Source organism: Silvimonas amylolytica, from assembly GCF_014645555.1.
Classification (GTDB): Bacteria; Pseudomonadota; Gammaproteobacteria; order Burkholderiales; family Chitinibacteraceae; genus Silvimonas; species Silvimonas amylolytica.
Genome location: NZ_BMLY01000007.1, coordinates 45371 through 70654 on the forward strand (window position 1 = coordinate 45371; position 25284 = coordinate 70654).

At 58.0% G+C, this 25284-nt stretch carries 20 protein-coding genes; 8 read left to right on the top strand and 12 right to left on the bottom strand.

From position 1 onward, the window contains the following. Positions 1 to 49 precede the first annotated feature (49 nt). Complete coding sequence (locus IEX44_RS17430) at positions 50 to 751, bottom strand: GntR family transcriptional regulator (RefSeq protein WP_188697042.1); 702 nt, start codon at positions 749 to 751, stop codon at positions 50 to 52. A 327-nt stretch (positions 752 to 1078) separates the two neighbouring features. Here IEX44_RS17430 and IEX44_RS17435 point away from each other — a divergent pair, with 327 nt between their 5' ends. Then, the gene (locus tag IEX44_RS17435) at positions 1079 to 2518 is read left to right on the top strand and encodes an NCS1 family nucleobase:cation symporter-1 (protein WP_188697045.1); all 1440 of its coding nucleotides are present in this window, start codon (positions 1079 to 1081) and stop codon (positions 2516 to 2518) included. Positions 2519 to 2588: 70 nt separating this feature from the next. Here the strand turns inward: IEX44_RS17435 and IEX44_RS17440 are convergent, their stop codons facing one another. After that, entirely contained in the window at positions 2589 to 2999 is a 411-nt protein-coding gene (locus IEX44_RS17440) for a PilZ domain-containing protein (RefSeq protein WP_188697048.1), read from the bottom strand. A gap of 249 nt (positions 3000 to 3248) precedes the next feature. Continuing rightward, the gene (gene metE / locus IEX44_RS17445; protein ID WP_188697053.1) at positions 3249 to 5594 is read right to left on the bottom strand and encodes a 5-methyltetrahydropteroyltriglutamate--homocysteine S-methyltransferase; all 2346 of its coding nucleotides are present in this window, start codon (positions 5592 to 5594) and stop codon (positions 3249 to 3251) included. A gap of 96 nt (positions 5595 to 5690) precedes the next feature. On the opposite strand from metE, the gene IEX44_RS17450 reads away from it, so the two are divergent. Continuing rightward, entirely contained in the window at positions 5691 to 6611 is a 921-nt protein-coding gene (locus IEX44_RS17450) for a LysR family transcriptional regulator (protein WP_188697056.1), read from the top strand. A gap of 172 nt (positions 6612 to 6783) precedes the next feature. Next, positions 6784 to 7611: a ferritin-like domain-containing protein gene (locus IEX44_RS17455; RefSeq protein ID WP_188697059.1), complete on the top strand. Its 828-nt coding sequence runs from the start codon at positions 6784 to 6786 to the stop codon at positions 7609 to 7611. A 72-nt stretch (positions 7612 to 7683) separates the two neighbouring features. Here the strand turns inward: IEX44_RS17455 and IEX44_RS17460 are convergent, their stop codons facing one another. Continuing rightward, on the bottom strand, positions 7684 to 11373 hold the full coding sequence (locus tag IEX44_RS17460; RefSeq protein ID WP_444544665.1) for a DUF748 domain-containing protein: 3690 nt from the start codon (positions 11371 to 11373) through the stop codon (positions 7684 to 7686). 442 nt (positions 11374 to 11815) lie between these two features. Between IEX44_RS17460 and IEX44_RS17465 the strand changes: the two genes are divergently transcribed. The 5 genes from IEX44_RS17465 (at position 11816) to IEX44_RS17485 (ending at position 16420) form a co-directional block, all read left to right on the top strand. Then, positions 11816 to 13120: an STAS domain-containing protein gene (locus IEX44_RS17465; protein WP_188697064.1), complete on the top strand. Its 1305-nt coding sequence runs from the start codon at positions 11816 to 11818 to the stop codon at positions 13118 to 13120. A 125-nt stretch (positions 13121 to 13245) separates the two neighbouring features. Further along, the gene (gene hslV, locus IEX44_RS17470) at positions 13246 to 13791 is read left to right on the top strand and encodes an ATP-dependent protease subunit HslV (RefSeq protein ID WP_188697066.1); all 546 of its coding nucleotides are present in this window, start codon (positions 13246 to 13248) and stop codon (positions 13789 to 13791) included. Positions 13792 to 13932: 141 nt separating this feature from the next. Beyond that, on the top strand, positions 13933 to 14886 hold the full coding sequence (locus tag IEX44_RS17475; protein WP_188697068.1) for a biotin--[acetyl-CoA-carboxylase] ligase: 954 nt from the start codon (positions 13933 to 13935) through the stop codon (positions 14884 to 14886). 2 nt (positions 14887 to 14888) lie between these two features. Beyond that, complete coding sequence (locus tag IEX44_RS17480; protein WP_188697070.1) at positions 14889 to 15647, top strand: type III pantothenate kinase; 759 nt, start codon at positions 14889 to 14891, stop codon at positions 15645 to 15647. After that, on the top strand, positions 15644 to 16420 hold the full coding sequence (locus IEX44_RS17485; RefSeq protein ID WP_188697073.1) for a hypothetical protein: 777 nt from the start codon (positions 15644 to 15646) through the stop codon (positions 16418 to 16420). The genes IEX44_RS17480 and IEX44_RS17485 overlap by 4 nt, the downstream gene beginning before the upstream one ends. Here IEX44_RS17485 and IEX44_RS17490 read toward each other — a convergent pair. The 8 genes from IEX44_RS17490 to IEX44_RS17525 all read right to left on the bottom strand — a co-directional run bounded on the left by IEX44_RS17490 (position 16417) and on the right by IEX44_RS17525 (position 25170). Then, positions 16417 to 17646 carry a flagella assembly protein FlgT middle domain-containing protein gene (locus IEX44_RS17490; protein WP_188697076.1) on the bottom strand — a complete coding sequence of 410 codons (1230 nt, stop codon included), beginning with the start codon at positions 17644 to 17646 and terminating at the stop codon, positions 16417 to 16419. The two genes, IEX44_RS17485 and IEX44_RS17490, sit on opposite strands and share 4 nt — an antisense overlap. Positions 17647 to 17722: 76 nt before the next feature. Next, a complete protein-coding gene (gene trmB / locus IEX44_RS17495) occupies positions 17723 to 18403 on the bottom strand; it encodes a tRNA (guanosine(46)-N7)-methyltransferase TrmB (protein WP_188697079.1) in 681 nt (226 codons plus the stop codon). 179 nt (positions 18404 to 18582) lie between these two features. Beyond that, positions 18583 to 19035 carry a GNAT family N-acetyltransferase gene (locus IEX44_RS17500; RefSeq protein WP_188697083.1) on the bottom strand — a complete coding sequence of 151 codons (453 nt, stop codon included), beginning with the start codon at positions 19033 to 19035 and terminating at the stop codon, positions 18583 to 18585. After that, on the bottom strand, positions 19035 to 19823 hold the full coding sequence (locus IEX44_RS17505) for a thiazole synthase (RefSeq protein ID WP_188697088.1): 789 nt from the start codon (positions 19821 to 19823) through the stop codon (positions 19035 to 19037). Before IEX44_RS17505 ends, IEX44_RS17500 begins: the two co-directional genes overlap by 1 nt. Positions 19824 to 19886: 63 nt before the next feature. Continuing rightward, positions 19887 to 20090: a sulfur carrier protein ThiS gene (gene thiS / locus IEX44_RS17510; protein ID WP_188697090.1), complete on the bottom strand. Its 204-nt coding sequence runs from the start codon at positions 20088 to 20090 to the stop codon at positions 19887 to 19889. Between the two features lie 110 nt (positions 20091 to 20200). Continuing rightward, complete coding sequence (locus IEX44_RS17515; RefSeq protein WP_188697094.1) at positions 20201 to 20770, bottom strand: energy transducer TonB; 570 nt, start codon at positions 20768 to 20770, stop codon at positions 20201 to 20203. A 250-nt stretch (positions 20771 to 21020) separates the two neighbouring features. Then, the gene (gene tkt / locus IEX44_RS17520) at positions 21021 to 23024 is read right to left on the bottom strand and encodes a transketolase (RefSeq protein WP_188697098.1); all 2004 of its coding nucleotides are present in this window, start codon (positions 23022 to 23024) and stop codon (positions 21021 to 21023) included. A gap of 433 nt (positions 23025 to 23457) precedes the next feature. Next, positions 23458 to 25170 (bottom strand): PHA/PHB synthase family protein, encoded by a 1713-nt coding sequence (locus IEX44_RS17525; RefSeq protein WP_188697099.1) that lies wholly within the window; start codon positions 25168 to 25170, stop codon positions 23458 to 23460. Between the last annotated feature and the right edge of the window lie 114 nt (positions 25171 to 25284).

The window sequence follows — 25284 nt, forward strand, 5'->3', positions numbered from 1 at the left end:
CAGGCACGCCAGGTTCAGGCAACCCGGTCAGCAGGGTTTTGTGGGTATCTCATGCAAGACCTGTGCCACGCCTTTTGGCGATACTGCCCAGAATGGCCTTCAAGTCAGGCTCGGCGTCTGCGCTGGCAAACGAACAACTGCGCTCCACTTCCAGCAAATGCTGCTCCATCCACAGTACGGCGGCGCCGGCATCACGCCGGGTGATCAGGTCCAGAATCTGCTCGTGTTCACTGTGGCGGCAAGACACCGCAATCGGGGCACCGTAAGTGGCAATGATCAGCGAAGATCGTGTCACCAACTCCCGCAAAAAATGGGACAACGTGTCGTTATCTGCAATGCGGATCAGCGCCAGGTGAAACTCGCCGGATAGTCTGATCGCCGCCTGCCGGTCGCCGGCCAGTTGCGCGGCGTCTTCTTTGTCCATGATCTCGCCCAGTGCCTTGATTTGCGCGGGGCGGGCATGCGCAATGACCTGCGGCAGGGCCGCGCATTCAATCATGCGGCGGGCGGCGAATACCTCGCGTGCTTCTTTGACGGAAGGCTGCGCGACTGAGGCGCCCTTGTTGGGAACAATCTCCACCAGTCGTTCATGCGCCAACCGTTGCAGTACCTTGCGGATGCCGGTGCGCGACACGCCAAAGGTCTCCGCCAGATCATCTTCTGGCAAGCGCGTGCCAGGCGGCAACTGGACTTCGAAAATGGCGGTGTGCAGATTCTCGTAAATGGCTTCGTCGCGTGTTCTGCCAGACATGTTTTAACCCTTGTTGATGCCAGTTTCTGGTGCGCCTTGCACCAGTTTGATTCAATTTTGTATTCGTTTTTTCTTATGATTGTATACAAAATTTATTCCATTTGGATGACCAGCATCGTAGCACCACCCTGACATAGATCGCCAATATGCGTGTTATATGACGCATTGATGTCACCCTGGAACGCTTCTTGCTCAACCACTCCTGCAGACCCGTCTAATTTCGAATGACGCAGTACAAGGGTCGATGCATCTGATTGTATACAAAATGCGTTGCATGCGGCCCTGGCCCCATGCGGCATGGCAATTCAACAGGTCAGGAGTCATTCAATGTCTGAGCAAATCCCGGCCGGTTACAGCAACCGGCTTTACAACGAAGATCTGGGACCGCTGAAAAAGCAGGACTGGAACTGGTACAACATCTTTGCGTTCTGGATGTCCGATGTGCACAGCGTGGGCGGCTACGTGTTTGCCGGCAGTCTGTTCGCGCTGGGTCTGTCCAGCTGGCAGGTGCTGGTGTCGCTGCTGGCCGGCATCTGTCTGGTCAATCTGTTTGCCAACTGGGTGGCCAAGCCCAGCCAGCAAGCCGGCGTACCTTATCCGGTGATCTGCCGGCTGGCGTTTGGCGTGTGGGGCGCAAATATCCCCGCGGTGATCCGCGGGCTGATCGCCGTGGCGTGGTACGGCATTCAAACTTTTCTGGCCTCCAGTGCGCTGACGATTGTGCTGGTGCGCTTCTTCCCTGGCCTTGAGTCACTCAGTCACAGCCAGTTTGCCGGTCTGTCTTATCTGGGATGGATGGGCTTCATGACCATGTGGGTGTTGCAGGCGATCGTGTTCTGGAACGGCATGGAGACCATCAAGAAGTTCATCGACTGGGCAGGCCCGGCGGTCTACATCGTGATGGCCGCGCTGGCCGTATGGATTGTCATGAAAGCCGGCCCAGGCAAGATCACACTGAATCTGGGCGAAGTGAAGTACCACGGCCTGGCCGTGATCGGCCCGATGATCACTGCCATTGCATTGGTTGTGTCGTACTTCTCCGGCCCGATGTTGAATTTTGGCGATTTTTCCCGCTACGGCAAGTCGTTTTCAGAGGTAAAACGCGGCAATTTCTGGGGTTTGCCGATCAACTTCCTGGCGTTTTCCATTGTCACGGTCGTGATCACCTCAGGCACGATTCCAGTCTTCGGCCAGATGATTACCGACCCGATCCAGGTGGTCGCAAAGATCGACAACACCACGGTAGCCGTACTGGGCGCGTTCACTTTTGTCACGGCCACGATCGGTATCAATATCGTCGCCAACTTTGTGTCACCGGCATTTGATTTCTCTAACTGCAATCCGGGCAAGGTATCGTTCCGGACTGGCGGTTTCATTGCGGCGATTGGTTCGGTGTTCATCACTCCATGGAACCTGTTCAATTCGCCCGACGTCATCCATTACACGCTCGACACCCTGGCGGCGTTCATCGGCCCATTGTTTGGTATCTTGCTGGCGGACTTTTACCTGGTGCGCGAACAGAAGATCGAAGTGGAAGATCTGTACAAAGACGGCCCGAGTTCTGCCTACTGGTATGACGGTGGCGTGAACAAGCGCGCGGTGATGGCCCTGGTCCCATCCGTGGCAGCCGGTTTGCTGATCACCTTTGCCGGGATCAAATCGCTGGCCGACTTCAACTGGTTTATCGGCTGCGCGCTGGGTGGCGTGGCCTATCTGGCCCTGATGAAAGCGCCGATGCCAGCCCGCGCGGCACGGCAGGTGGCTTGACGTGACACTCTGAAAACAAAACACCCCGGCGTGCCGGGGTGTTTTGTTCGGGATTAAACCCCAGGCGCGGTTAGCGCAATGCGCGCGCCTGCGAGGGGTAGCGCTTGACCAGTTCATCAATCAATCGGGTTTCGGCCGCTTTGTCGGTGTCCGTAAATTGCAGCCCGAGCCGGAAGCATTGTGATGCTCCATCGTGCACGGCATAGATCACGCGCACTTCCAGCTGCAGAAACTGCATCACGCCGCCCTGCGCCACCGGCATTTGAGGCGGAACTTCCAGAAAAAGCTCACCCGTCCAGCCGACCGGCAAGTTGTGTTCGCAATGCATGGCCATCCCGCCCGCGGCGATATTCACACTGCGCCCGTGCCGTTTCAGGTTGCCGCCAACCAGCGCGGCACGCCAACGCACCGGAACGCGCACGATCCGTTTCTGGTTGCTATCAAGGTTGGGGTCTCTGGCGTAGGCGAGGACTGAGTCCATAATCTTGCTTTTGTTATGCGGTTATATGCGGGAACGCAAAGAATTCTAACCGGTTTTATGATGGGACCCTCGACTACCGTGCGGGGGTGTTGGAACTACGACACGCCCCACTTTCAACACAATGCCGATGACATTTTTACTTTCTTGATCATGGACTTGACTGCAAGAAAACCCCGATCAAAACCCGCCCCTCCCATGCAAAAGCCCGGCATTTGACCGGGCTTTTCTTTACATCACCAACAAACAAACTCAGTGCGCACAATCGCAATTGCCGCTGTGCTCATGGGCTCGATACGGGCTGTTGTCCGCGGCCAGCTTACCGTCGCGCGCCAGTTCAGCCCGGGCGCGGCGGGTGGCATCGAGCATGGTCGACAAGGCCGCCTCGGTTTCCGGCCAGCCACGCGTCTTCAGGCCGCAGTCCGGGTTGATCCACAAACGCTCAGCCGGCACCACTTCAGCAGCCTTGCGGATCAAACGCAGCATGTCATCCACTGGCGGTACGCGCGGGCTATGAATGTCATACACACCCGGGCCGATCTCATTGGGGTACGCAAACTCCCCAAACCCGGCCAGCAGCTCCATGTCTGAGCGCGAGGTCTCGATCGTGATTACATCGGCATCCAGCGCGGCAATGGCCGGCAAGATGTCGTTGAACTCGGAATAGCACATGTGCGTGTGGATCTGGGTTTCATCCTCGACGCCACTGGCCGAAACCCGGAATGCCTGGCCCGCCCAGTCCAGATACTTGAACCAGTCCCGCTTTTTCAGCGGCAGACCTTCGCGAAAGGCCGGTTCATCAATCTGGATCACGCGGATACCCGCTTGTTCCAGATCCACGACTTCGTCACGGATGGCCAGTGCAATCTGCGTGGTGATCTCGCTACGCGGCAAATCATTGCGCACAAAGGACCATTGCAGGATGGTCACCGGGCCGGTCAACATACCTTTCATGGGCTTGCTGGTCAGACTTTGCGCGTACTGGCTCCACGCAACCGTCATGGGGGTCGGGCGGGAAACGTCGCCAAACAGGACCGGTGGCTTGACGCAACGGCTGCCATAACTTTGCACCCAACCGTTGCGGGTGAACGCAAAGCCAGAGAGCTGCTCGCCAAAGTATTCGACCATGTCGTTGCGCTCTGGCTCGCCATGTACCAGTACATCGATACCGAGTTGCTCTTGTTTCTCGACAACCAGACGGATTTCAGCCTGCATCGCCGCGCGATAATCGGCCTCCGGCAGGTCGCCGCGCTTGAAAGCGGCTCGGGCAGCGCGGATTTCTGCCGTCTGCGGGAAGCTACCAATCGTGGTCGTTGGCAAAGGTGGCAGGTTCAGCCAGGCCTGCTGTTTTTGTTGGCGTACACCAAACACCGAGGCACGCTGGGAATCCCGTGCCTGCAGGGCCGCAACCCGGGCCTTGACCGCCGGTTGATGAATACGGGTAGAACTGCGGCGCGACGCCTGGGCGGCGTCCGATGCGGCCAGTATTGCGCCGATGCTATTGGTCCCTTCAGTCAGGCCACGCTTGAGGTTGGCCACTTCAGAGAGCTTCTGGCGGGCAAAGGCCAGCCACGATATCAGTTCACGATCGAGTGCGGTTTCGTGCCCTAGATCAACCGGGCTGTGCAGCAAGGAAGAACTGGAGGCGACCCACAATTTGTCGCCCAGTTGCGCCCTGGCATGCTGCAGCGTAGCCAGCGATGCCGTCAGGTCATTCGCCCAGATATTGCGGCCGTCGACCACGCCCAGCGACAAGACTTTGTCTGCAGGCCATGTGGCAAGGAACGCATCCAGTTGTTGCGGCGCGCGGACCAGGTCCAGATGCACGCCCGCTACGGGCAGGCTGGCCAGCAGTGCGGCATGATCCGCCACGCTTTCAAAATAAGTACCCAGCAAGATCTTGAGGCCAGCCTGAGAGAACTCACGGTACACCGGCGCAAAACCCTCTACCCAGGCTTGGGGCAATTCCAGCGCCAGGATGGGTTCATCGATCTGAACCCACTCCACGCCACGCGCAGCCAGCTTTTCCAGAATACGACGGTAGGCCGGTACAACGCGCCCGAGCAAGGAAAGCGTATCCAGACCCGGCGTCTTGCTCTTGGCCAAAAACAGGAAGGTCAGCGGGCCAATCAACACCGGCTTGACGTTGTGACCTTGCGAGCGCGCCTCATCCACTTCATAGAAAAACCAGTCCACGCCACCATCAAAACGGGTCTCGGCATCCAGTTCCGGCACCAGATAGTGGTAGTTGGTATCAAACCATTTGGTCATTTCCAGCGCGGGTTGTCCGGCATTGCCACGGGCCAGTTCAAAGTATTGCTTGAGCGTGAGCTTTTGAGCGTCAAAGCCAAAGCGCGCGGGGATCGCGCCTAGCAAGACCGAGGTATTGAGCATCTGGTCATACCAGGCAAAATCCCCGGCTGCGACAAAATCCAGACCCGCTTCACGCTGCCAGGCCCAGTGCGTGCGGCGCAAATCAGCGCCAGTTTTGGTCAGCGCCGCTTCATCAATATCGCCACGCCAGAATTTTTCTTGTGCGAACTTCAGTTCACGCTGCGCGCCAATGCGCGGAAAACCCAGAACATGAGCCTTGGTCATGATTTTCTCCTTATCCATGAATTTGGCTTGTCATCATGAACGCGACGCGACTATGATTCAAATTCAAAATATTCACCAATATCATGAGAGTTAATCATGCAATCGCTGCTGGAACTGCGACACCTGAAAACGCTGGCTGCCATCCATGATCACAAGAGCATCACGCGTGCGGCGGAAAGGCTGCATCTAACGCAATCAGCAATCTCACATCAGTTGCGCTTGCTGGAAGATCACTACGGTGTGCCACTGCTGATCCGTAAGGGCAGTTCGCTGGCCTTCACGCCAGCAGGCGAAAAACTGTTATTGCTGGCGCAAACCGTGATGCCGCAAGTCAACGCGGCCGAGCGTGATATCGCCAAGCTGCGGGAAGGTGAAGCGGGTCAGCTACGTATTGCCGTTGAGTGCCACACCTGTTTTGACTGGTTGATGCCGGCGATGGATATTTTTCGCGAGCGCTGGCCGGAGGTGGAACTGGATATTGTCTCTGGCTTTCATGCCGATCCGGTCGGGCTGATTTTTGAAGACCGCGCAGACCTGGCGATTGTGTCCGAACTGGAACCCGAACCGCGCGTGGTGCATCACCCTTTGTTTGTGAGTGAAATGATCGCGCTGGTCGCGCGCGATCACCCGCTGGCCACCAAACCGTGGCTGGATGCCGCCGACTTTGCCGGCGAAACGCTGATCACTTATCCAGTCCCTGACGACATGCTGGATCTGATCCGCAAAGTGCTGCGCCCGGCCGGCGTGAACCCGCCCCGCCGTACGACCGAGCTGACAGTGGCGATCTTGCAACTGGTGGCCAGCCGGCGTGGCATTGCTGCACTGCCACACTGGAGCGTACAACCCTATCTGGAGCGCGGCTATGTCGTCGCCAAACCAGTGACCGAACAGGGTCTGACCAGCGAACTTTATGCCGCCGTTGCGGCCGAACGCGCAGAAGTGGCGTATTTGCAGGAGTTCGTGAGCATCGTGCGTACTGTCAGCGCAAACGAACTACCTGGCGTGACGCTGTTGTAGGAATAAACCGGTATGTAAAAAGTCAGATTCGCTCTTCGCAAAGCAGCGGCGTTTCCATTAAAAAAAGAGTGTCATCCCGCACTGCGGGAAAACGTTGATTGCATAAAGCTTGTGCAAATCGCCCACCGAAAGCCGCTGTATACCCTGCAGCCGGCTCGTCAGGAGAAGGCTCATGACACAACCCGCTGCCGACAAACTTGCGTGGAATGTCCAGGAAATCGACCTGTCACAGGTCGATCTGCCACGGATCCGGAACAATGAAAATTTGTTCTACCTCTTGATTGCGTCGTCGTTCATTGAGAGCGGCGCCGATCTGTACACCAGCAATCTGGTGGACTTCTTCTCAGGTGATCCTGAGGTCAGCAGCTGGTTGCAAAGCCGCTGGGAAAAAGAAGAAATGCAGCATGGCCAGGCGCTGCGTGCATACGTAGAACATGTCTGGCCAGAATTCCCCTGGCAGGCCGCGTTTGATGACTTCTTCAAGGAATACGCGACCTTGTGCGTGGCCGAAGAACTTGAACCCACCCGCGCGCAAGAACTGGCAGCCCGCTGCGTGGTAGAAACCGGCACCTCCAGCCTGTATCGTGCCATCATGAGTTGTACCGATGAGCCGGTACTGCGTCAGATCACCGATCTCATCCGCCGCGATGAAGTCACCCACTACAAGCACTTCTACCACTTCTTTTTGCGCTACCGCGAGAGTGAATGCCTGACGCGCCGCAAAACACTCGGCACGTTGTACCGGCGCCTTCTGGAGTTGCGTAACAGCGATGCAGAGATCGCGCTGCGTCATGTATTCAATCACCATAATCCGACCGCATCCGGGCGCTATCGGCATGAGATCAATCAACGGGTCAGCGGGATGATTCGCCGCAATTTGCCGGTGGACATGACCATCAAGATGTTGCTCAAGCCCTTGCTGCTAAAGCCGAATGTGCAAAAAGCTTTGCAGTGGCCGCTGCTGGGCGTGACGCAGGTGTTTTTGCGCATGCCCATTTAAATACGCAGCCTTCCTTCCAAAAAAGACGGGCGCCTTATACAGGCGCCCGTCTTGTTGTGTGCGAACGGTGATTTAGCCCAGCTTGAATGCAGCCCGCGTTCTGGGGCCACCATCTTTGGGTTTTTCTACGCCGCCGCCATCCACACGTGGCTGGGTGACATACAAACGGGCCGCGTCCACACCGTGTTGTTGCAGGAAATTCTTCACCGCCAGGCCTCGGTCCCCTGCCAGCTGGCGCAGGTCGTTATCACTCACCGGCAGTTTGGTATACAGCTGTTTTTCCATTTCCTCGGTGGGCAGGGATTTATCCATCCCGATCATGTTGGTTGGCTTGTCCGGGAATTTGGCTTGCTTGTAAACACGCGCCAGCAGTTGCGGGTACTCCTGCGGCGTGATTTCCAATGCAGATTCATCAGTCACGGTTTCGCCGTGCTCGGTCAATTGCCGCGCCTTGATCGCCTTCATGCGTGATTGCACCATGTGTTTGCGCAGCCCTTCCAGATCCAGCGTCGGGTCAGACCAACCCGTGATTTCCATCTTGATGGCCGGGCGATCGTTCAGCGCTTTTTCCAGTTTGGCGAGGCTATCTTGCGCCTGGCTATCCAGGACTGCAGAGCCAGGTTCAAACGGCGCATAAGCAAACTGGGGACCGCCGCCAAAGGCACTGGCCAGCAGGTCAAACGGTGCGGTAATGGCTTTTTCCAGCAGGTTCACGATCACCTTGATGATCAAGCCGCCAACGCTGAACTGCGGGTCATCCAGCGAGCCGGCAATAGGCAGGTCCAGGTTGATCTGGCCGTTATGATCGGTGAGCAAAGACAGCGCCAGTTTGACCGGCAACTTGGTCGCGTCCGGGCTATTGGCCTTGTCACCCAGGGTGAGTTGATCAAGCTGGATTTTGTTCTGCGCTTTCAGTTGGCGGTCGGCAATCTGATAGTGCACATCCATCGACAGCTTGCCTTTCTCGATGCCGTAACCGGCGTATTTGGCCGAATAGGTGGAAGCCGCCGACAACTCATAGCCTTTGACCGATGCGTTGATATCCAGATACAGCTGTTGCGATAGCGGGTTGAGCTGACCGCTCACGGCCACGGGTGCAATCCGGTCCACACTGCCTTTGATGTCCACTGCCGCACGGGCGTCCTGCGCAGAAGACAAACCGGTGATCGTGCCGCCCATATCAGTCAGATTGGCGGTGTAGTTCGGCTTCACAAAATTGTCGGTGTAATTGATATTGCCGCCGGCCAGTTTGATGGTGCCAATGCGAATGGGCGGCAAGGGTTTGGCAGGTGCTTTGACCGGCGCAGAGGCAACGGCGCCTGGTTTGGGGGCAGGCGTGGGTGTCGGGGTCACTGCCTGCGGTGCAGAAGCGTTGGCTTCGATATTGGTCAGTGACACACGCTGGCCACGTGGCTGGCCTTGTTTGATCACGATATCGGCCAGGTTCAGGTGACCGTCCGGATACAACACCAGGCGTGAGTAGAAGTTCTGCAGGGCAACAGTTTTGATGTCCACTCGCATGGGTTCAAAGCGCGCGTCAATACCGCTGACATCCAGCGATTTCCATTTGAGGAAGTCCTCACCGGTGACTTTATCCAGCGAATACAAATCACTGATCCGGATATTGCCCTTGTAGCTCCCGGTGAATTTGGGTGCGGTACCAAAGACCAGATCACCCTTGACCGAGACCTTGATGGTCGGCACCGTCACATTCAGCCATTGCGAGAAATACGCCTGGCCGTAACCGACATCGACATTCTGTAAATTGAGTTTGAGCTTGCCGGCGGCCGGCGTATTGGCCACCGAACCCGACACGTCGTACTTGCCGCCCTTGCCACCCTGCGCTTGCAGTTTGACCTCCGTGGGCGTCGCTGAGGGGTAGTCGATCGGCCCGGTCTGCAAAGACAGGCTCTTGAGGGTCAGCGGTGGCAGTTTGGGCAACTGATGATCGACAAAGCGAGAGGTGTAGTTACTGACGGCGATACCACTGGCCGTGACCCGCAGCGGCTTGGCCGGAGCACTGGTTTTAGCGCTTCCCGCATGGGCGGAACCGGCTGGCTGTGGTTTGATAAAGTGAGTCCAGTCGATCTGGCCGTCAGTCCCGCGTGAGGCGTTCCAGACCGGGTCAGCCAGCGCCACTTGCCCCAAATGGTAACGTTGCTCTGCCAGATCCAGCGTCGCACCGGTCAGCGAAAACTTGCCAATCTGGGCGCTGCCTTCCTTGCTATTGAGCAGATTAAGCCGAACGTTGTTGAGCGCGGTATCCATGCCCTCTATGCGCAAGGCACCGCTGTCGTCGTAATGCAGCTTGCCGTGCCAGTCCAGTGTCCCGTCGGTAATGGCTGCATTGATATACGGTGCCACGTAGGGCTGGTATCGCGCCAATGCCAGCGCATCAATGCTGATCTGACTGTCGACAACCAGCGGTTGCAGGGTCAGCGTCCCTTCCTGGCTGATTTTTTCTCCGGCGGGCGTGCTGGCGACCAGCTTGATCGTCGCCGGCTGTTTACCGGCCAGTGCCAGGTGGTCAACCGTGATATCCAGCGGGCTGGCAGCCGTGCTGAATGCGGGCTTGACCATATTATCCTGCCAGTCCACATGCGACTGCCGCAGCGCGATATGGCCCACGGCCACATCCGGTGGCGCACTCTTCTCTGCGCTCACCGGTTCACTCGCAACCGCGCTGGCTGTTTTTGCCTGTGCCTTTTGTGCAGATTTGTCTTGTGCCTGCAGCGCGGCCAACCAGTTAAGCTTGCCATCTGCAGCACGCGTCACCGTCACATGCAAACCCTCAGTCTCGACACTTTGCAGGTGATACACGTTAGCCAGCGGCCGAACATCCGCCAGCACGGTGTTCATCCTGGGGAGCGACAACAGCGGCTGACCCTGTGCATCGGTCAGACTCACATCCCGCAACCGGGCAGAACCAGTCAGGCGCAACTGTGGTTCGTTGTTTTCCTGGCGAAACACAAGTTGCAACTGGCTATCAAACTTCGCAGCGGGCAGTCGCAAGCCCAGTTCAACCGGTACATATTGCAAGTAGGATGGAATATCGAGACCATCGACCTTGAGATCGACCGTGGTCTGACGGGTGTTTTCAAACGGTGTGGTTTTCCCGCGAATATCGAACGGCGAGCCATTGAGCTTGAAAGCCAGATGCGGCTCAACCACTGTTTCGACAAACACCGGCAGGCTTGAAATGAACGGAATACCCAGATTGATGGCCGTGACCTGGTTCGTTTTGTTGACCACGCGATCATCAAAATCGATACGTCCGTTATTCAGGCTGATGTTGTACAACGCAAACCGCGGCGTGCCTTCATCTTTTTTCGGCTGCGGCTGGGCAGAAGATGTGAGCAGATCAGACCAGTTGTATTGCTGACCGGATACACGCTGAACCCAGACATAAGGTTGATCCAGCGTCAGTGCTGATAGCACCGGGCCGCGCCGCCAGACGGATGCCCAGTCCAGATTTGCCGTGATATGGGCTGCCGATAACACCGTTTTGTTGTGTTCACGCACATCCAGACCATCCAGCCGCGCTTGTAGCGTGAACGGATTGAACGCCATGCCGGCAATGGTGGTTGGCCTATGCAACGCGCTGGTGAGCGCTTTTTCTATTTGCGGTCGCGCCAGCCACGGCAAGAGCAAAAACCCGATAATGGATATCGCGACCAGAAATATCACCAGCCACGTAAGCCAGCGCATGATACGGCCAGGGGCCTTGAGAAAATGGGTCATCCTTGCTGGCAGAGCAGGCATTCAGGGCAATTCCGTAGAGGGCTGGACCGAAATTCAGGCTATGGTTACTAAATGGGCGGCGATTGTATGCATCGAGCCGCATCTAACTAAGGTATAGGCGTATTCTTACGGCTGGGCCAAGTGAGACCGGAGGGAGCAAATATCACTGACAGGGGTGCCTTGTACGCCGCTGATACAAACCAAACCGGCATTCTGGCAGTCCAGACTTGTAAGCAGGCTTCCCGCCAACGAGCCTTACCGCTTAAAATCATGATTATCGGAAAGATATGTGTTGGGCATATTTGAGTGCCCATCACATGCATTGAACCTGGCCGGCTTTGCAAATGTCATTACCGGGCGGCCATTATGGTGGGGCCGCCAAGCTTGTGCCATGTCGTATTTCACTTGATCGGGCAGTGCTTAGACCCGACCAGATTTTGAATTCAAACCCGGATTAATCAACGTGGTTTTTTCGTTTTTCAAGAAAAAAGAGGGTGACGGCAAGCCGGAACCGCAGCAAAGCGGCCCGGTGACCTCACCACGCGCGCCCGCTCCCGCCCCGGCAACGGGTGCGCCTGCGCACGCCGCAACTGCCCCGGCCAGCGCGCCGGCACCAGCAACAGCGCCCCCCAAAGCACCGGCCGCACCCGGCAAGGCGCCTGCTGTCGCGGCACCCGCACCAGAGCCATCCAGCTATAACCTGCAGGAACTCACCATTGAAGTGGCCGATAGCGGCACGCACCTGACCGCGGAAGAAGAAGAAGCCGTGGTGCTGTATGCCAATGGTCAGACTGCTGCTGCTGCGACCGGTCTGCGCAACGCCCTGCAAGGCATCACCGGCCAACGCCGGCATGAGAGCTGGGCGATGCTGTTCGAGCTCTATCAGCAACTGAACAAACGTGCCGAATTTGATGAACTGGCATTGATGTACGTCGTGGAATTTGAATCGACGCCTCCACTGTGGCGTGAAGGCGTGGCCTCTGCAGCTGCACCACGGGCAGGTACGAGCCCCGCAGGCGGCGGAGCGGGGTATATCTCTTTGCCCGCCTCACTCAATGGCGATAACACGTCGAAAGAGGTAGATCGCCTCGTTAAAACCTGCAAATCCGGTTCGCAAGTCAAGCTGGACATGGCCAAGGTGACCGCCATCGATAGCATGGCTGCGGCCGAATTGCTGTTTGGCTGGCAAAGTGTTCGCAAAGTGGGTGGTGTGGTGCAGATTGCGGGTGCCGAAACCATGATCAAGCTGCTGAGCAGCAAGATTGAAACCGGCCGCACTGCCCCAGCAGAAGCGCCCTACTGGCTGTTATTGCTGGAAACCACTCAGGCCACCGGCAACCAGGAAGCCTTTGAGAACCTGGCGATTGATTACGCGGTGACGTATGAAGTATCGCCCCCCTCATGGGATGGCTCTGCGGTGTTTACGGCACCGGCGTCCAAAGCAGCCGCTCGTCCTGAGCCTGCCGCTGCGACGCCAACGCCTTCAACCCACTCGCCGGATCGCCTTGTTCTGTCTGGCGCTTTATTGCAAGGCGCCGCGGTGCAGATTCAAAGCATCCGGGCTTTTGCCGCGACACAAAACAAGCCGGTGCTCGATTTCCGCGACGTAACGCGTGTTGATTTCGAGACGGCCGGCCAGTTATTGAACCTGGCGATGGAACTGGTCCAGACCGGCGCGGTAGTCCGGGTTGCCAGCGCGAACGCACTGGTAGCCGGCATGCTGCACCTGATGGGCGTGGGCGAATTGATCGAGATCGGCGGCAACTGATCCGCTCATACCTTGCACATCAACAAGCCCGGCCCGATCGCCGGGCTTGTTACTTTATGCCGCTTGAACAGACCCGCATACGTCCCCACTTGCTCTTCAACAACCTTTGATTGCAGGAAGAATTCATGGAGCAATTTGACGGAACAACGATCGTTTCGGTCCGCCGTGGTAGTGAAGTGGCGGTGGGGGGCGATGGCCAGGTCACACTCGGCAACGTGGTGATCAAGGGTACAGCACGCAAGGTACGCAAGCTGTACAACGACAAGGTGATCGTCGGCTTTGCTGGCGGTACTGCCGATGCGTTCACCTTGTTTGAACGCTTTGAGTCCAAGCTGGAAAAACACCAGGGCAACCTGACGCGCGCTGCAGTAGAGCTAGCCAAAGACTGGCGGACCGATCGCATGCTGCGCCGACTGGAAGCCATGCTGATTGTCGCCGACCCCACTGCAACGCTGGTCATTACCGGTAATGGCGACGTCCTTGAGCCCGAGCAAGGCATTGCTGCGATTGGTTCTGGCGGTGCCTACGCCCAGGCTGCGGCACGCGCCTTGCTGGAACACACGGACTTGCCCCCAGCCACCATTGTCAAAAAGGCACTCGAAATCGCCGGCGATATTTGTATCTACACCAACCAGAATCATGTGGTTGAAACGTTTGAAGAAGCACGCTGACCCGCAGACAGCGTGGTTTGGACAGCCGGCGCAAGCCGGCTTTTTTATGGGTACTGCCATCGGGCAAGGAAACAACACCGCCCACCACGCCGACCTCAGCGCCCCCGCACTTTGTCTGGCGGCTGCGCTAAAATCGGCACCATGAACCATACCCTTGCCTGTTTGCGGCATTTGAATGCCGAAAGCTACGTGTCTGGCGCCTTGATTGCCCAGCAACTGGATTTGTCCCGCGCCAGCGTGTCTACCGCACTGGCGCTGGCGGAGAACTATGGCGTCACGCTGGAACGTAAACACGGCGTGGGCTATCGCCTGTCTGAACCCATCGACTGGCTGGACGCGCGTGAGATCCAGCGTTTGCTGCCACGCCACGGCGTGCTACACGTCGATGTGGCTGATCGCACTGACTCGACCAACCGCCAGTTGCTGGCCGCGCCAGCGCATGGCCTGACTCTAGCCGCAGAATGGCAAGAGCAAGGTCGTGGTCGCATGGGGCGCCGCTGGCAAGGCCGGTTGGGTGCCAGTCTGATGTTCTCCCTGGCGTGGTCGTTTCCTGGTGGTGCAACCACGCTAGCCGGTTTGCCGCTGGCCATTGGCAGCATCGTTGCCGAAACCCTGGCCGAATGTGGCGTGAATGACATTGCACTTAAATGGCCCAACGATCTGTTGATCGGCAACGCCAAAACGGGTGGCATTCTCATTGAATTGACGGGTGATGCACTGGGGCCCGCCTGGGCAGTGATCGGTATTGGCCTCAATCTGTTGCCTCCGGCGGTAGAGGTGAATCAGGTCGCCACCGGTCTGCTGGCACATGGCCTGAATGTCTCTCGCAATGATCTGCTGGCACGACTGTTGGAAAAACTCGAACACGGCCTGGAACGCTTTGCACGTAATGGTTTTGGTGATTTCCGTGAGGCCTGGGAGCGCCGTCATGCATGGCAAGGTTTGCCGGTGACACTCAGCCGCCCCGATGGTCAACACCAGGCTGGCACGGCTGCCGGTGTCACGCCGGACGGCGCGCTGCGTCTGGCCGATGCCGCTGGCGTTGAAACATTGATTCACGCGGGCGATGTCAGCCTGCGCCTGGCAGGCAACTAACCATGATCTTGCTTCTTGATCTGGGTAACACCCGTCTGAAATGGGTACAGGCGCACGCGCGCCGTGACTGGCGTGATCTGGTTGAAGTCGAAGCGGCAGAGCACACGACATGGCACCAGTCGTTCTACGCGCTGCCGTGCCCGCAACGCGTACTGGCTTGTAGCGTGGGCCAGCAACATATCAGGGATTTTCTGGACCGCGCCGTACTGGATGTCTGGGGTCTGAAGATTGAGTGGCTGACCGTCACGCGTGAAGCACTGGGCATTGAAAACCGTTACCGCGTACTCACCCAACAAGGCCCGGATCGCTGGGCTTCGGTGCTGGGTGCACGCAGCCTTTTCCCGGATGAAGCGCTCGTCATTGCCAATGCCGGTACCGCGCTGACCGTCGAAGCGGTCACTGCTGACGGCGTCTACCTGGGTGGCAGTATTCAGCCTGGCTATCGGCTGATGAAACAATCCTTGTTTCAGGGCACCGCCCGTCTGCCCCTGGCGGATGGCCACGTGCACGATTACCCGACATCGACCGAAGACGCGATCGAAAGCGGTTGTATCAGTGCACTCAGCGGCAGCATTGAAGCAATGTTCAAGCGCTTGACTGGCCGGGCGGAAGAGCCACGCCTGGTGCTGACCGGGGGCGACGCGGAGCGCCTTTCAGCTTTCATCACGACCCCTCACAAACGCGTAGAAAATCTGGTCCTGCATGGCCTTGCTGCGCTGGCTTTCAGTACCCAACCTCTTCGCACGGAACCTGACGCATGAAATGGATTCTGGCCATTCTGGTCCTCATCAACGTTGCCTTTTTTGCACTGGACCGGGTTTTTCCCAACGCACTGCCTCCCGGATTGCCGCTGCACGAAATCAATGCAGATAAAGTCCATATCGTGACGGGTAACGCAGGCTTTGCCAGTCAGCCCGCTGCGACACCTGCGCCAGCGGTCGACAACGCTTCAGCCGCAAATGCCAGCACCCCTACACTGGCCCCCACCCCACTCCCAACACCCACGCCAACCCCAGCGCCAACGCCGGTCAAGTCGTCCCCACCGCCCACGCCAGCCGTGCAGGCGAGCAACACGCCGCAAGCCTGTCTGCGCTGGACCGGGCTAACAGGAGACCAAGCCGATACCGCGCGCGCGCGCCTGAAAACGATGAAAATTGCGGCCAGCGAGCAAAGCCTGGGGGCGAACGCCAAGGTGTGGGTGTACATCCCGCCACAACCAGACCTGGACGCGGCCAAACACAAGGCGGAACAACTGGCTGAACTGGAAATTGATGACTACTTTGTGGTCAATAACGGCAGCAAGTGGCAGAACGCGATCTCGCTGGGCGTTTATTCCACGCATGAAGCAGGCGAGCGCCGGCTGGCGGATTTGCGGGCCAAAGGGGTGAAGTCTGCTGTGTTGCGTGACAAAGACGACACCCTGCGTCATTCCAGCTTTGTCTTTAAATCGGTAACGGACGCCCAGCGTGACGCCCTGCAAAAAGCCAGCGCCACACTGAAGGGTACCGTCCTGGAGCCTACCCCCTGCAGTTAGGGGTTAAGTTTTCTGACTTCGACACCATTGGGATCAGGCTGGGGCGCGGTATCTGCCGCAGTCTGATCAGGTGCCGCGGGCTGGTTGAGCGGCTTGGGGGCGAAACGCACAAAGTCACCCGGCTGCGCCTGGTTTTTCTCGATGCCCACAGCCGCAAATTGCGCCTGAACCTGGCGCACAGTCACCGTGCCAGCCCGGTCCTCTGGCAGCCCGAAACCATATCCGGGGTTGGAGCCTGGCGGCTCAATAAACTGCATGCCCGCTTTCTGGCGGAAGAACTGGAAGCGATCTCCCGCCGCAATGCCACTCAACGCGCCGGCATCCACATATGCAATCCCGTTATCCACCCGGGTGACCCTGGCAGAGAACGGTACACATGCCGCATCCGCTTGCATGGCGGCGACCAGTTGATCCGCCACTTTGCCCAATGCTTTGCCGAAATCTGTCTTCATGAAACCCGCAGAGCCCACGGGTTGGCTGTCACGCGCCAGAATCTCACCCGAGACCTCGGCTTGCACGCGCCGCTGCGTAATCAGCGAGCCTGAGATGGCATCAAACAAAAACACCTCAATATCGGCATGCCGCAATGAGGGTGTTGATTTCAGCCCGATACCAAAGAAATCAATGATTGGGCCATCTGCCTCCAGCTTGCGCTCACCCGGGCGCATATCCGTACCGTGGGTGAAGCGGTAGGTTTCGCCTTCGGTTGAGACATCATGCACGATCCCGCCCAGCACCATTTGCGTACCGAACTGGCGACCTAACAAACGCACCTGATTGGGCAAGAAGACCGGGGCGTCGTAACGGGGCAGCAAATCAAATGGCACTTCTTGTTTGCTGGCGCTGGTCAGCCACCCTCCAGCGCGGCTAAGCCGCTGCTGGAAAATATCCTGCATGCCGCCCTGCAACTGGCGCAGATCAACCGCTTGGGATGGCTGACTTAGCCAGAATGGCGTCACCAGCACTTTGCGTTTGTACGGCATGGCGGCACAGCGCGGCGCCTCAACCTGATCTCCGACCAGCGCCATGGCGCCGTCTTGACCCGCACCCGCAGCGGTCGCGCCCGAGTTGCTTGCCGCACTGGTCATGCTGGCGGTGCGGCCCGGATAACCGGCATAACCCGGACCGGGCGATTGCGCATCAGCCAGACCAGTGGCTGGCAGTGCGCTCGCCAACGCGCCCAGGGCCAGCAGATAACGACAGATCGGACGTAAATTCAAAGGCATGTGCAGCATCCGCAAGAGACGACATCGCCATGATATATAGATAAACGCAGCGCGACCGATCTGGCGCACAGTGTGATTAACGAACCTTGAACACCAGGTCCCACACGCCATGACCGAGATTGATACCACGCTGTTCAAACTTGGTCAGCGGGCGATACTCCGGGCGCGGCGCATAGGCTTCGGCAGTGTTCTGCAGCGCGGCCTCAGCGCTCAGCACTTCCAGCATCTGGATGGCATAGTCTTCCCAGTCCGTCGCCAGATGCACGTAGCCACCTTGTTTGATACGGCTGACCAGCAGCTTCACAAAATCCGGCTGGATCAAGCGGCGTTTGTTGTGGCGTTTCTTGTGCCATGGGTCCGGAAAGAACACGTGCACACCGTCCAGCGCAGCCGGGGCGATCATGTGTTCCAGAACGTCCACCACATCGTGTTGCACAATGCGAATGTTGGTCAGGTTCTGTTCACCCACCAGTTTGAGCAAGCTGCCCACACCCGGGGTATGCACTTCACAGCCCAGAAAGTCTTTGTCTGGAGCGTGACCGGCGATCTGCGCGGTCGCCTGCCCCATCCCGAAGCCGATCTCCAGAATGCGCGGCGCATGACGGCCAAAGGCAGCATCCAGATCCAGCGGTTCAGGTTTGTATTCGACGATGTATTTGGGGCCGAACTCGGCAATGGCGCGTTCCTGGCCAGTCGACAAATGCCCCTGCCGCAGCACGAAACTGCGGATACGGCGCATGTAATGAGGGTTATCCATAAAAACTCGGTTTACTCAGCATCAATTTCAATCAGATATTCAAATATCGTAGCCCGTCTACCCGGCATCGGCACAGTAAGGCGGCACGGGGTAAACAAAACGCCGCACAAACCGTGCGGCGTTTTGAACAACTGGCGGGCATGTTAAAGCCTGGGCCCGCTTTACGCCACACTTGAGGATCAGCGGGCCAGCGGCAGACTGTAATAACGGTAGGTCTGGTCTAACTGGTAGCCCAATGATTCATAGAGTGCCTGGGCGGTGGCGTTGGTGTGCGCGGTGGACAAATCCAGCCGGTCAGCACCGGTTGCCAGGGCATGCTGGCGTGCCTTTTCCATCAACGCGCGCGCAACGCCATGCCCCCGCGCCGCCGGGCTCACATACAAATCATTCAGCAACCAGAACGGCGCTGCGGCCAATGAACAAAACCCGGGGTATAGCTGAATGAAGCCCACGGCGACCCCCTCCAGTTCGGCCAGCAAGACGACACTTTGCAGCCTGGCGAGGCGCTCTCCCAGATACCTGCGCGCCAGGGCCGGATCAGAGGCCAACTGATAAAACACCCTGTAGTCGTTGAACAATGGCGCAACGACGTCCAGATCATCCAGCGACGCGTATCGGGTCACCAGTGCCATTACTTGGCACCAATCAGGCCGGAGATCGGGCTGGAGGGGTCCGCACTGTACAGCTTGCGCGGCATGCGGCCTGCCAGGAAGGATTCGCGACCCGCTTCCACGGCCAGCTTCATGGCACGCGCCATGCGCACCGGATCTTTCGCGCCGGCAATGGCGGTGTTCATCAGTACGCCATCGCAGCCCAACTCCATGGCAATAGCGGCATCGCTCGCGGTACCCACGCCGGCATCGACCAGCACCGGCACCTTCGCGTTTTCAATAATCAAACGCAGGTTCCACGGGTTGAGAATACCCATGCCAGAGCCAATCAACGACGCCAGCGGCATGACCGCTACGCAGCCAATCTGTTCCAGTTCCTTGGCAATGATCGGATCATCCGACGTGTAGACCATGACATCGAACCCATCTTTGACGAGTGTCTCAGCGGCACGAAGGGTTTCACGCACATTGGGGTAGAGCGTTGAGGAGTCACCCAGTACTTCCAGTTTGACCAGCTTGTGGCCATCCAGCAGTTCACGTGCCAGACGCAGCGTACGCACTGCGTCATCAGCTGTGTAACAACCGGCGGTGTTGGGCAGATAGGTGTATTTGCTGGGCGGTACGGCATCCAGCAAAGAGGGCTGACTGGGGTCCTGACCGATGTTTACGCGGCGGATCGCCACGGTGATGATCTCTGTACCGGAGGCTTCAATGGCGTGACGCGTCTCTTCAAAGTCCTTGTATTTACCTGTGCCCACCAGCAGACGCGATGAATAGGTTTTGCCGGCAATCTGGAACATATCGGACATGAGCGACCTCGCAAAGAAGATGAAAACGGGTAAAGCAGGAAAGAAAACCAGGTAAAACGCAGGTCAACCGCCGCCAACAGCGACAACAATTTCAAGCGCGTCGCCACTAGCCAGTGATGTATCGGCAAAGGTGCTGCGCGGCACGATCTCGCCATTGCGTTCAATGGCCACACGCTTGCCGGTCAGTGACAGTTCTTGCACCAGATCAGCCACGGTCAGTACGGCGGCAAACTCGCGCGGCTGGCCGTTAATGGAAAGCTTGAGCATGAAGAATATCCGTGGCCGAACAGAAAGATGCGCAGTTTAACATGGCAAATCCCGTGCGCTGAGGCATGCACTTTGCATTGTTTGCCAGAAACAAGGATGAGCCAGCCAGATCAATCCGTGAGCCGGAACTCGACCGGCTGAATGATCTCAGCTGCGGCCCTGCGGCCATCATGCACCGCCGGGGAGAAGCGCCAGCTTTGTTGCACCGTGTTGCGGGCAGAAGCATCCAGCCGGGGCGAGCCACTGGATTGCTCGATCGTCACATCCGCCGCGCCCAGTTCATTGACACGGATGCGTAACACCACCGTACCCGCTTCACCGCGGCGCCTCGCGGCATCAGGAAGCGGTGGCTTGGGAGCGCTGATGATACGAATGGGCTCGTTGGTGTCGCTGGCCCTCGTTTGTGTCGTCCCCACGGCCAGGGGCGGTATATCGCTCTGACTGACACCGGTACTGCCAGCCCGCTCTACATCTACATACTTATCGGTCTGCGGAGTTGTGGTCGGGCCACTGGCTTTTACAGATGCGGCCACTGACGAATGAACCGGGGCGGTTTTGCGGTCTGGCGTCACCAACGAGCGAGTACTGATCACGGCAGGCTTGTCGGCGAGCTGCCGGTTTTTTACCGGGGACTCCGACATAGACTCACGGGGTTGCGCGGCGGCAACCGGTTGTGGCATTGCTGGCTTTCCAGTATCCACAAGTTGCACGGACACCCTGTGTGCGGGCTGCACGCCACGTGCCTGCCAACCGCGCCAAAGCAGCAGACAGCCGTGGGCAATCAGCGCACAGAGCAGCGCCAGCAACAGGGTTCGGGACGGTCGAGGTGTTTTCACATCCGGGATTATAAGAGCGCCGAGCAAGAAAAACGGGCACCCGCAGGTGCCCGTTTTTTTCATGGCCACATGAATGCGGCAACGAGGGAACGACTTACTTGATGATCGCCTTGGCCTTGGCCACTGCGTTTTCAACGGTAAAGCCGAATTCCTTGAACAGCAACGGAGCCGGTGCGGATTCACCGAAGCGATCCATACCCAGTACGTCGCCTTCCAGACCCACATATTTGCGCCAGAAGTCGGACACGCCCACTTCGATCGCCAGACGCGGTACACCAGCCGGCAGAACGCTGGCTTGATAAGCCTTGTCTTGCTTGTCGAACACGTTGGTCGACGGCATGGAAACCACGCGCGATGCAACGCCTTCTGCGGCCAGGGCTTCGTGTGCCTTCACAGCCAGATCCAGTTCGGAACCGGTAGCGATCAGCACAACCTTCGGGTTAGCCGCGTCACGCAGAACGTAACCGCCCTTGGAGATGTTGGCGATCTGTTCTTCCGAGCGAGCCTGGAATTGCAGGTTCTGACGGGTGAAGATCAGGGTCGACGGTGTCTTGGTCTCTTCAATCGAATGAGCCCACGCCACCATGCTTTCCACGGTGTCGGCCGGACGCCATACGTTCATGTTCGGGATGTAACGCAGGGTCGCGGTTTGCTCCACCGGCTGGTGGGTCGGGCCGTCTTCGCCTACGCCGATCGAGTCATGCGTGAACACGAACAGTTGCGGGATCTTCATCAGGGCAGCCATACGCAGGGCGTTACGTGCGTATTCGCTGAACATCAGGAAGGTCGCGCCGTACGGACGCAGACCGCCGTGCAGCAAGATACCGTTCATGATGGCGCTCATACCAAACTCGCGCACACCGTAGCTGATGTAGTTACCGGAGAGGCTGTTATCTGCTTCGCGGGTCAGTTGCACGCTGGCCTTGACGTTGGTCAGGTTGGAACCGGTCAAGTCAGCGGAACCACCCAGCATTTCCGGCAGGTTCGGCACGAAGGCGTTCAGGGCGTTTTGCGAAGCCTTGCGAGTCGCAATGGTTTCAGCCTTGGCGTTGGCATCGGCCACAGCGGTTTTCACCACTTGCGCCCAGTCTGCAGTCAGACGGCCAGCGTTACGACGCTCGAATTCGGCCGCCAGTTCCGGATGGGTCTTGGCGTATTCGCGGTACAGGGTGTTCCAGGAGGATTCCCACTTTTCACCGGCTTCTTTCTTGTCCCAGCCAGCGTACACATCGGCCGGGATTTCGAACGGGCCGTGGTTCCAGCCGATGGCAGCGCGCGTTGCGGCGATTTCAGCATCACCCAGCGGCGAGCCGTGGCTGTCGTGGCTGTCGGCCTTGTTCGGCGAACCCTTGCCGATGATGGTCTTGCAGCAGATCAGCGTCGGACGGTCGGTGATGGTCTTGGCTTCTTCAATGGCCTTCAGGACAGCTTCAACGCTGTGGCCGTCGATCGGACGAATCACGTGCCAGCCGTAGGCTTCGAAACGACCCGGGATGTCTTCGGTAAACCACTTGTCGGTGTGGCCGTCGATGGAGATGTTGTTGTCATCCCAGAAGGCAACCAGCTTGTTCAGGCCCCAGGTGGCGGCCAGTGCGCAGGCTTCGTGGCTCACGCCTTCCATCATGCAACCATCGCCCAGGAAAACCCAGGTGCGGTGGTCAACGACGTTGAAACCAGGACGGTTGAATTCTTGACCCAGCAGTTTTTCAGCCAGCGCAAAACCGACAGCGTTGGCAATACCCTGACCCAGCGGGCCAGTGGTGGTTTCAATGCCTTCGGTGTAGCCGTATTCCGGGTGGCCCGGAGTCTGGCTGTGCAGTTGGCGGAATTGCTTGAGCTGGTCGATCGGCAGGTTGTAGCCGGTCAGGTGCAGCAGCGCGTACTGCAGCATGGAGCCGTGACCATTGGAGAGGATAAAGCGATCGCGGTTAGCCCAGTGCGGGTTCTGCGGGTTGTGGCGATAGTTGCCTTCACCCCACAAGGCCACGGCGATTTCCGCCATGCCCATCGGCATGCCCGGGTGACCGGAGTTGGCTTTTTGAACTGCATCCATCGCCAGGGCGCGGATGGCATTAGCGAGATCGGCACGCGTTGCCATATGAGAATTCCTCTCGTGAATGATTCGAAACAGCTTCGAGTTGTGGAAAATAAAATTGGCGCGAAGGAACCCCTGATCAAGCCTTTCCGGGACTCGAGCGGGCTTGATTCAGGCAGAGCTGCAAGGCGTAAACCACAGCCGTAGCAAGACTACGGCGAGGATTTACAACGCGGCAGATCAACTGAAGCGGGCTCGCACGACCCGGAGGTGGCTTGATCAGGGGTTCCCTTGGTCGCGCCTTCGCACTGGCCGACATTATCCCCGAGTCATGCCCTTGGGGACAACCCGTAGCCAAAGCAATTCTCGTTACGTTTTAAACGCAGCGGGCAAAACCGGCAAATCAGGCGGCCAGACGCACCAGAACAGGTCGTTTCACAGCGTTTTAACGGCCGATTGAACGGTGTTTCCAGGCGCTAGCCACCTGAGCATAAGGTCATTCCATTACATATTGACCTGGCGCGGCCATGATCCGCGGGTATTGCCGGTTGGAAAGCTTGGGTTTGACCTTGCTACCGCTCAGTGGTTGCAGCCACTGCGACCACGATGGCCACCAGGAGCCTGCCACTTTCTGCAGATGCTCAACCCACTCCTCCGGGGCTTGCCCCCGTTTGACGCCAGCCTGGCGGTAGTTCCGCTTGGAGGTGGGTGCAGGTGGGTTGACGATCCCCAGAATATGCCCTGAACTGGACAACGTGAACGTCACCGGTCCTTTGGCCAGCCTGGTCAATGCCCAGGTTTGCTGCCATGGCGCAATGTGGTCTTCCTCTGTCGACACCATGAAAAGCGGTGTTTCAATGCGGGAAAGGTCAATCGATTCACCCGCAATGGTCAGCACGTCAGATTTGATCAGCCGGTTATGGAAGTAGAACTCGCGCAGGTAATAGCAGTGCATTTTCTGCGGCATGCGCGTGGTGTCCATGTTCCAGTACAACACGTCGAACGCCATGGGTGTCTCACCCAGCAAATAATTGCTGACCCAGTAGTTCCACACGAGACTGTTGGGCCGGAGCATGCGGAAACTGGCGGCCATTTCACGGCCATCCAGATAGCCTTTCTGCGCGATGGTGCGCTCCACAAACGCCAGTCCCTCTTCATCCAGAAAGATGTCGATGTCACCGGGTTTGGAAAAATCCGTCAGCGACGTCAGCAGCGTGGCACTGTTGATCTTTTGGGCATCGCCGCGTTTGGCCAGCCAGGCCAGATAGGTGGCAACCAGCGTGCCGCCAATGCAGTAACCGGTCAGGTTCACGGTGTCACTGCCGGAAATGGACTGTGCCACTTCCACGATCTTGTCGATGCCGTTCGTGATGTAGTCATCAAAGCTGACATCTGCGGCGGATGGGCCAGGGTTGACCCAACTGGCAATGAACACCGAAAAACCCTGTTCCGTCAGGTATTTGACCATGCTCTTTTTGGCATCCAGATCAAGCACATAGTACTTGTTGATCCACGGCGGCACGATGACCAGCGGAATCTTGTACACGTCCGGTGTGACGGCGTCGTAATGAATGACTTCCAGCAGCGGCCCGCGGTAGACCACCGAACCGGGCGTCAATGCCAGGTTTTCCCCGACCCTGAACGCATCAGGGTCAGTCATGGCAATTTCACCGCGCTGAGCATCCCTGGCCAGGTTTTGCAGCCCTTTGGCCAACGAGTCGCCGCGGGTTTCCAGCGCTTTGGCCATGGCGACCGGGTTCAGGAAGAAATAATTGTTGGGCGCCACGGCATTAAGCCATTGCCGCAACCAGAAGGCGGAGCGATTGCGCTCGCTTTGCGTCAGTGCCGGCGTGGCAAACAGCGAATCCTGTAACCAGCGGGTATTAAAGAGGTACCACTCTTTCAGACTGTCCCAGGCGGGGTGTTCAGTCCAGTCGGCATCAGCAAAGCGGGCATCTTCCGGGTGCACCCGGAATACATCGTCGACTGACTGACCCAGCCAGCGCCGCCAGGTGTAATCGCCCCACTGTTTGAAATCGTCGTACCAGAAGGCCAGCGCGCCAGCCAGTTCGGTAGGGTGCGTCAGCCAGGCGTGTTGGGCCTTCAGGGTGGTCGCGACAAGACCGAACGGGTCAAATGCGTGCCGCAGATCGCTTTGCAGAGTCTTCAGACGGGCCGTCTGATCCTGCAACAATGCACGTGTGGCCATGATAACTCCGTGATCTGACAGGTCTTTCAGATTACGGTGCGATGCAGCAAAAAACAATGCAGGATTTGGCGGGGAACTGATGAAGCGTGATCAGACCGGCACAAACAATCACAG